The sequence below is a fragment of the Candidatus Methylomirabilota bacterium genome, assembly GCA_035936835.1.
In the GTDB taxonomy this organism is placed as follows: Bacteria; Methylomirabilota; Methylomirabilia; order Rokubacteriales; family CSP1-6; genus AR37.
In genome coordinates, this window is sequence record DASYVT010000234.1 from 1 (window position 1) to 7,397 (window position 7,397).

A 7,397-nucleotide genomic window follows, 5' to 3' on the forward strand; every position below is an offset into this window, starting at 1 on the left:
TGAACTGCACCGTCCCGGTCGGCGTGCCTCCGCCAGCCGCCGTCACCGTCGCCGTGAAAGTAACGGACTGGCCGAAGACCGAGGTCGTGGCGGACGAGGTGATCGCCGTCGATGTACTCGCTTTCACGACCTGCGACAGGACCGTCGACGTGCTTGTGTTGAAGTTCGCGTCCCCGACGTATGTCGCCGTGATCGAATGCGCGCCCGCCGAGAGCGAGGAGGTGGCACCGCTGGCCGCCGTCCCGCCGGTCACCGTCACGGGGCTGCCGAAGTTGACACCGTCGATCGTGAACTGCACCGTCCCGGTCGGCGTGCCTCCGCCAGCCGCCGTCACCGTCGCCGTGAACGTCACCGCCTGCCCAGAGACCGAGGGGTTAGTGGACGACGTTATGGCCGTCCTGGTCGAGGCCTTGGGGCCGAAGGCGAAGATAAAGATATTCGGCCCGCCCGTCGACGCCGTGAGAGTAGACGTCCTGGGAATGCCAAGTGAGTAGCTCGTGGCCCCCACCGCACTGATGGCAGCGAGCGCGTCTGCCCGCGTTCCGGCGGCCCCGTAAAAGAGTGTGAACGTGATGGACTCGCCCGGCCCCAGCATGCCGAACGAGAAGTCGAACAGCGACCCCTGATCGGCCGGACCGCCCGAGTAGTCAGTGGATCCGACTGCCCCCGTAAGGGTAGTTGGAGGCGCGCCAGCGAACGGACCCGGGGAGTCCAACGGATTCGCCGATCGGAACCCGTCGGTCGTGGCCCTCAGCAGGTTGGGGGCGGTCCCGAGGTGGATCTCGACGAATTCGCTGAACACGAATGGCTCGATGTCCCAGTCCAGCACGCGCCGGTAGCGGAGATCGCCGATCGAGGTCGAGCCGATGTTCTCTATCGTGATGTCGATCTGATACAGATTTGGTGATGCCGAGGGATGATAGTTGTGTGTCACCCGCACCCGACCGGGGCCAGCCGTCACGACCGACTTGTAGGCGCTGCCGACCGACTCCGCTCTGGTTTTGCCGGTCGTCACAGTGACGCCGGTTAGTGCGTCCACCACGACCAGGCCGGGCGCGAAGGGGTTCGTCGATTCGTTGGCAGCGCCACCGAAGGTCACGGTCGCCGCGTCAGCGTTCGCCACGCCCCACCCTTCGCACAGGCAGCCGGGCGAGAGGGCATCGGCGTTCGTCGGGATGTACCGCAATCCTACAGTGGTTGTCACAGAAGACGGGCCAGACGGTGTGCCACCAGGCACGTTGAGGTCTCCAGCAGGGTTGATCCCCATCTGCACGGTGCCGTTGTCGATGATTGCGGCAGTCCCCGCGGAAGCCGAGCGAACTCCCGAGGCGAGGATACCGACGAACGTCAGGAGGGTCAGCAACGCCGCGAGCTCGACGCTTCGCGACTTCACTTGCCTCCTCTTTTTCCGTCCTTCCAACACCTTGCCCATCAAGCGCACCTCGGAATTGTACACTCGCTCATCGTGCATTCGGATTGGTCACGCCGGCTTCTTCAGCGGTCGGCTCACGCAGAGCCAGACCTCCCGCAATCAGCTTTGCGATCGCTTTTTGAGAACGCTCGTCGCCGAACGAGGCTATGGCGACCGAAACGGGGTATCTGATTCTGTTCTCACCCGCGACGAAAGCTTGAAGTAGCTCATCCATGGCCCGTCGTCCGCCGATCAGCGCGAGGCTGCTTGCGGCGACGCGACGTACTGTTTCGTCGTCCTCGCCCAATCTCGGCAGTAAGGGCTCAATCGCTCTTTCATCTCCTAGGCGTCCCAGCGCTGCTGCCGCGATCGCCCGCATCCGCGGATCGGTTCCCTGAAGCTGCTTCACTAAGGCGTCTGCCGCCCTCTCGGGGGCTAACTCCTTGAGGGCGGCAAGAACGCCGTCGGCGGGGAAGAAAGATCCGTTGTCCAAGCGTTCAAGCAATGCCTCTATGAGTCGCTCTCTCTCCTGCTCTCTCGACGGTTCCCTCAAAGCATTCGCGATCCCTCTAGCGACGTCGGCCCCACCCTCGATTAGGGCGCGTAGCATTTCTGCCGGGTCGCGGACTGCAGGCCCTCCATAATGGGGCGACTTCGTTTCATCTGTTGATTGATGTTGCAGGGCGCGAGCCTCCACGGGCTCGGCCACCTTCCTGGATAGAACAGTGACCGTCGCCAATCGAGGCGTGGGAGCCTCGTTCGGCGCACTTCTGGCCGGATTACTGTCGAGGCCATAAATGAAAATCGAATTGAACCCCTCCAGCAATCGCCTTAGCGCGTGCTCCAAGCGGACGCGATTGATCTCAACAGAGACGCGGTCTTCAGGAAGTTTCTTCGGTGAGGACATCGTCAGATCTGTCTTCTTCGCGATTTCCTGCAGCACTGTGTCTAACGGCGCCTCGCGAGACTTGATGGAGATCAGGTCAGTCGCGCGGTCGTATTGCACCTCGAGACTGAAGGGTGTCGTGGGTGGTCCCTGCCGGCTCTCGGCGACCACTATAAGGGTCGTTGCGGTCGTGACAGTTACAGACTGGGCCTCAGCCACGCCGGTCACGAGGAGGCCCCAAAGTCCTACCAGCACTGGCGAGAGAGGTCGAATGAGAAAGCGAAGGGCCGGCAGCCGCCGGTCCCGCCTCGTCAACCAGGCCCCTGGGGAATCGGCTGCGACACGCAGGGGTGCACCTTCGTCCTTGGCACCCCTAACCCGCCTGCGGACCGCTAGGAAGCGCGTATGCCTTGCTCGCACCGGACTCAGGCCCCCGGAACTGGTGTGGCCATTCGCTCTTTCTCCGCGCTTGGCCAGTAGCAGCATCTATGAATCGGTGAACCGCCGCCAGCGACAAGCGGGAGTGTGGGTGCAAGCGGTACGGTTGTCAATAGGAAAAAGGCTTCGATTCTCAAGAATTTGCGGCTCACGTACGCTCCCCGGAAGCCAAGGACTAGAGCGATTACACCGCGCATCCTGCCCCACGCTGGCCAACCCTAGGCTCCCGATGGGCCGGGTACCGGTGTGCGCGGCCCCGACCCCGACACGCGCTCTCTCCCAAGCCCCGGCCCTGTACACAGGCGGGACTATCGGTACCGCGTCGATCGTTGTCAAGAGGAAACTTCTCTGTGTCACCCCGCGCGCCCGGGAGGCCAAGGTGGGCGAGAATCTTTTGCATGACGGCGGGGTCGTCGATCGTGGCGATCCGCGGCATCCGCCCGGCGCAGCGCGGACAGCGCAGGACGTCCAGGTCGATGGCGCGACGCATCAGCAGAGCCCACGGCCGGTAGCGGGGCCTGGGGGCGCCCTCGCCCCCCGCGCGGGGATCCCTCGCCCGGTCACGCTCCGTGCGGCGATAGGCGACGACGTCCAGCCGCCAGCGCGCGCGGGGGGCGAGCACCCCGTGATAGAGCACCAGGTTGATCTCGGGCCGCGGCGTCAAGTCCGCCAGCTTCCCCAGGAACTCCATCGGCTCGAAGAGCAGATACGCCGTCCCGTCGCTCCAGGGGCGCTTGAGCTCCAGCCGCACACGGCCGTCTCCTAGGAGCCGGAGCCGATCTTCGGCCAGCGGCGGCCTAAGCACGTAACGGCGATGGCACGAAGCCCATTCCCGAAAGCGGCACCGTCACCAGATGGTCTCGACCACCGCACTCGCGCGGATGCGCGCATCGCGGCTGACCAGAGGCACCCCCTCGGCCCTCGCGGTGGCGGCGATGAGCCGGTCGGCGGGGTCGGCGGGGAAGTTGTCGGGGAAGTGCGTCGCCAGCGCAGCAATCGAGGGCGTGATCTCCTTGACGGTCACCCCGCTGCGGTCCACCAGCGCTCCGAGCCAGGTCTCCGGCGTTCCATGGGGGATCACGCGGCCCCGCACGAGCATCATCGCAACTTCCCAGAGGCTGATCGAGGCGACCGCGAGCCCACCGTCATTCGCGGCTCGTCGGATCGCGGCCGCCGCGACGCTCGACAGTCGCCGCGGCTCGAGGCAGAGCCAGAGCCAGGTGTGCGTGTCGAGGACGATCACCGCGGCGGGCGCCGGGCACCGGGCCGCTTGGCTCGCCGTGCAATGCTCTTGCGGCCGACCGCCCTCCACGTCTGGGCGGCGAGGACCGGGGCCTCGATATCATCGACGATTCGCGCCGAGCCGGCCAAGCAGCCGAAGACGTCGGTCGCCGGCGCGTCGGCGGGGACGAGCTTGGCCACCGGTCGGCCCTTCTTGGTGATCACCACCGGAGTCCGGTACTTCTTGACCTCCTCCATCACGCGCAGGCAGCGCGCCTTGAACTCACCGGCCGGCATCGTCTTCATGGTCTCTCCCGTCCGCTCATGGTCATAACGATGTGACCATGATAGCACGCGGCCGGCCTACAGGATGGTGAAGTCCAGCAGCGCGTGGGCGCGGCGCAGCGAGGCTTCGGCCTCGGCCGGCGTCGCGGCGCGGGAGAAGATGAAGCCGAGATAGCGGGAGCCCTCGGGCAGCGGGACGACCGGGTGGCCCTTGGGGATGGAGATGGTGACGTCCTCGATGCCCGCGACGGCGCGCGCGGCCTCGAGGCCGCGGACCTCTTCGAGGATGCCGCCGCGCGGGATCGGGATCATCATGACGCCCGCGGCGGGGCGCTCGCGCTCGAGCGAGGCGATGGGCCAGCCGAGCGCGTGGCGCAGGATGATCTCCTCGAGCGACATGCCGGTGCCGAACCGCAGCGTGCGCGAGCACAACCCCCCGATGGAGCGCGCGGCCAACTCGATGAGCCACGGCCCCGTATCATTAATACGCAGCTCGGCGTGGACGGGGCCGTCTGACAGCCCGAGCGCTCGGGCGGCCTGCCCCGTGCATTCCGCGACTGTCCTTTGCGTCTCCTCGGGCCGCCGGGAGGGCGTGACGTAGATCGTCTCCTCGAAGAAGGGCCCGTCGAGCGGATCCGGCTTGTCGAAGATCGCCAACGTCGCCAGGCTCCCCTCCGTCAGCATCCCCTCGAGCGAGACCTCGACGCCCGGCACGAAATCCTCCACGAGGATCTTCGACGCGCCGTCTCCGAGGGCCTGGACATCGGGCTCGCTGAGGATGGCCGCGATGCGTGTCCACGCCGCGGCGAACTCGACCCGCGTGTCGGCGCGGATGACGCCGCGGCTCGCCGAGAGGACGAGCGGCTTGAGCACGCACGGGAAGCGCGTGCGCGCCGCGACGGCCTGCGGGTCATCCGTGATAGAGAAGACCGCGAAGCCGGGCTGGCGCACCCCACCCCGTGCCAGCGCCTCGCGCATGGCCTGCTTGTTCCGCGTGGCGCTGACTGCGGAGAGCGTGTTGGCGCGGAGCCCCAGCGCCTGGCCGATGGCGGCGCCCACCACGGTGGTCGCGTCGTCGACCGGCACGACCGCGGCGACCGGGCGGGTGCGCGCGTAGTCGCGCATGAGGGCAGCCGCTGCAGCCGGGTCGCCGAACGGCAGGGTCAGGAGATGATCCGGGAGGGCTGCGGCCAGCGTGTTGGGCCGCTCCGCCGCGACCACGAGGTCCACGTCGAGGCGGCGCGCCGCCTCCACGAAGTCCTCGGTGCGGTAGGTCGTCGTCGGGACCAGCAGGAGCAGTCGCGGCTGCGCCGCGGCGGGCGACATGGCGGCCCCATTGGGCCCCGGATGCTGTAAGGTGTCAAGCCGAGCCACGCGTCAAGCCAAGGAGGCATCCATGAAGGGCGGGGTCACGCCATGAAGGTCGGGATCATGCCATGAAGGTCGGGATCATGATCGAAGGGCAGGAAGGGCTCACGTGGGAGCGCTGGTTCCGGCTGGCGCAGGCGGCCGAGGACCTGGGCTACGAGTCGTTGTGCCGCTCTGACCATCTCACCGGCCTCGGCGGCGCTTCCAAGCGGCCGTCACTCGAGACGTGGACGTCGCTGACGGCGCTCGCGCTCCGCACGAAGCGCATCCGCTTCGGCCCCATGGTCTCGCCGTTGACCTTCTACCACCCCGCGCTGCTCGCCAAGATGGCGGCGGCGGTGGACACCCTCTCGGGCGGCAGGCTGGATCTCGGGCTCGGCGCGGGCTGGAACGAGCACGAGCACACGATGTTCGGCGTGCCCTTCCTGACGCTCAAGGAGCGGCTCGACAGGCTCGAGGCGGGAGCGCGGCTCATCCGCTCGCTCGAGAAGGGCCAGCCTGTCACGCTCAAGCAGCCGCACTTCCCACTGGAGAAGGCCGAGAGCTTCCCCCTGCCCGCAACGGGCCGCTACCGCATCGTCATCGGCGGGCGCGGCGAGAAGCGCACGCTCAAGATCGTCGCCGAATTCGCGGATGAGTGGAACGTGACGCGCGTGGACATCGCCGGCTTCACGCAGAAGCGCTCCGTGCTGGCCGAGCACAGCCGCGCCTTCGGCCGCGACCCGGAAGTCATCGCGCGGTCGCTCATGGTCCCCTGCGCCATCGGGCGCGATTCGGCCGAGGTCGCGAAGCGCATCGCCGGCATGCGCGCCATCTTCCCCGCGCTGCCCGCCGACGAGGCCGCGTGGCACGCGGCGTCCTTCCTCGCGGGCTCGCCGGAGCGCATCGTCGCGGACCTCAAGGCCTGGAAGCAGGCCGGGCTCCAGCGCGTACTGCTCCAGACGCTCGACCAGGAAGATCTCCCGGGCCTCGAGCTCTTCGCGCGCGAGGTCATGCCGAAGCTCTGAGAGTGCGAGCGTCGCGCGCTTGAATCCGCTCGTCTACCCGCGTAATCTAGCGCCGCACCCCCCACTAGGAGGCCAACCCGTGACACTCTTCGCGCGCCGATGGATCCGACTCGCCGCCCTGGCCGCCGCGCTCGCGGTGCCGCTCCAGGCCGCCGCCGCCGAGGTCGTCAAGATGGGCGAGCTGCTCGCCATCTCGAACGTCGGCCTCTACATCGCGATGGACAAGGGCTACTTCGAGGCGCGCGGCATCACGGTCGAGGTCGAGCGCTTCGCATCAGGGGCCAAGATGGTCGCCCCGCTCGCCACGGGCCAGCTCGACGTCGCCATCGGCAGCCCGTCGGCCGGCCTCTACAACGCCATCGCGGGCGGCATGGACTTCAAGATCGTGGCCGACAAGGGACAGGCGCGGCCCGGGTACAGCTTCACCCCTCTGGTCGTCCGCAAGGACCTCGTGGACTCCGGCCGCGTCAAGTTCATCAAAGATCTCAAGGGCCTCAAAATCGCCAGCGGCGCCAAGGGGATCAACTTCGACTACATGCTCGCCAAGATGCTCGAGCATGGCGGGGTCGGATTCGACGCCGTCGACGTCGTGTATCTCGGCTATCCGGAGGGCATCAAGGCACTGGCCGCCAAGGCCGTCGACGCGGCCTTCGTCCCCGAGCCGTGGGGCATGCAGGCCGAGCAGCTCAAGGTGGGCGTCCGCCTCTTCCTGAGCGAGCAGACTCCTTCCGTGAGCGCCTTCCAGGTCGCCGTCATCATGTACGCCGGCAAGTTCATCAAG

At 67.3% G+C, this 7,397-nt stretch carries 8 protein-coding genes; 2 read left to right on the forward strand and 6 right to left on the reverse strand.

Features of this window, described 5'->3' with window-relative positions:
* The 6 genes from VGV06_21150 to VGV06_21175 form a co-directional block, all read right to left on the reverse strand.
* On the reverse strand, positions 1-1,456 hold a 1,456-nt coding region (locus VGV06_21150), incomplete at its 3' end, for an Ig-like domain repeat protein (protein ID HEV2057648.1).
* A gap of 4 nt (positions 1,457-1,460) precedes the next feature.
* A complete protein-coding gene (locus VGV06_21155; GenBank protein ID HEV2057649.1) occupies positions 1,461-2,525 on the reverse strand; it encodes a HEAT repeat domain-containing protein in 1,065 nt (354 codons plus the stop codon).
* A 394-nt stretch (positions 2,526-2,919) separates the two neighbouring features.
* Positions 2,920-3,540 (reverse strand): transposase, encoded by a 621-nt coding sequence (locus VGV06_21160; protein HEV2057650.1) that lies wholly within the window; start codon positions 3,538-3,540, stop codon positions 2,920-2,922.
* 42 nt (positions 3,541-3,582) lie between these two features.
* Positions 3,583-3,978, reverse strand: a complete 396-nt coding sequence (locus VGV06_21165) for a type II toxin-antitoxin system VapC family toxin (protein HEV2057651.1) — start codon at positions 3,976-3,978, stop codon at positions 3,583-3,585.
* Entirely contained in the window at positions 3,975-4,262 is a 288-nt protein-coding gene (locus VGV06_21170) for a type II toxin-antitoxin system Phd/YefM family antitoxin (GenBank protein ID HEV2057652.1), read from the reverse strand. The genes VGV06_21165 and VGV06_21170 overlap by 4 nt, the downstream gene beginning before the upstream one ends.
* A gap of 57 nt (positions 4,263-4,319) precedes the next feature.
* Complete coding sequence (locus VGV06_21175) at positions 4,320-5,567, reverse strand: ATP-grasp domain-containing protein (protein HEV2057653.1); 1,248 nt, start codon at positions 5,565-5,567, stop codon at positions 4,320-4,322.
* Positions 5,568-5,677: 110 nt separating this feature from the next.
* Between VGV06_21175 and VGV06_21180 the strand changes: the two genes are divergently transcribed.
* Positions 5,678-6,616, forward strand: coding sequence for a TIGR03560 family F420-dependent LLM class oxidoreductase (locus VGV06_21180; GenBank protein ID HEV2057654.1), 939 nt, complete (start codon positions 5,678-5,680; stop codon positions 6,614-6,616).
* Between the two features lie 79 nt (positions 6,617-6,695).
* Positions 6,696-7,397, forward strand: a 702-nt coding sequence (locus VGV06_21185; protein HEV2057655.1) for an ABC transporter substrate-binding protein, incomplete at its 3' end; no start/stop codon positions are given.

Excerpts from the sequence above, each read along its gene's own strand:
- VGV06_21170 (HEV2057652.1), bottom strand. The coding sequence starts at position 4,262 with ATGAAGACGATGCCGGCCGGTGAGTTCAAGGCGCGCTGCCTGCGCGTG.
- VGV06_21175 (HEV2057653.1), bottom strand. The coding sequence starts at position 5,567 with ATGTCGCCCGCCGCGGCGCAGCCGCGACTGCTCCTGCTGGTCCCGACG.
- VGV06_21180 (HEV2057654.1), top strand. The coding sequence starts at position 5,678 with ATGAAGGTCGGGATCATGATCGAAGGGCAGGAAGGGCTCACGTGGGAG.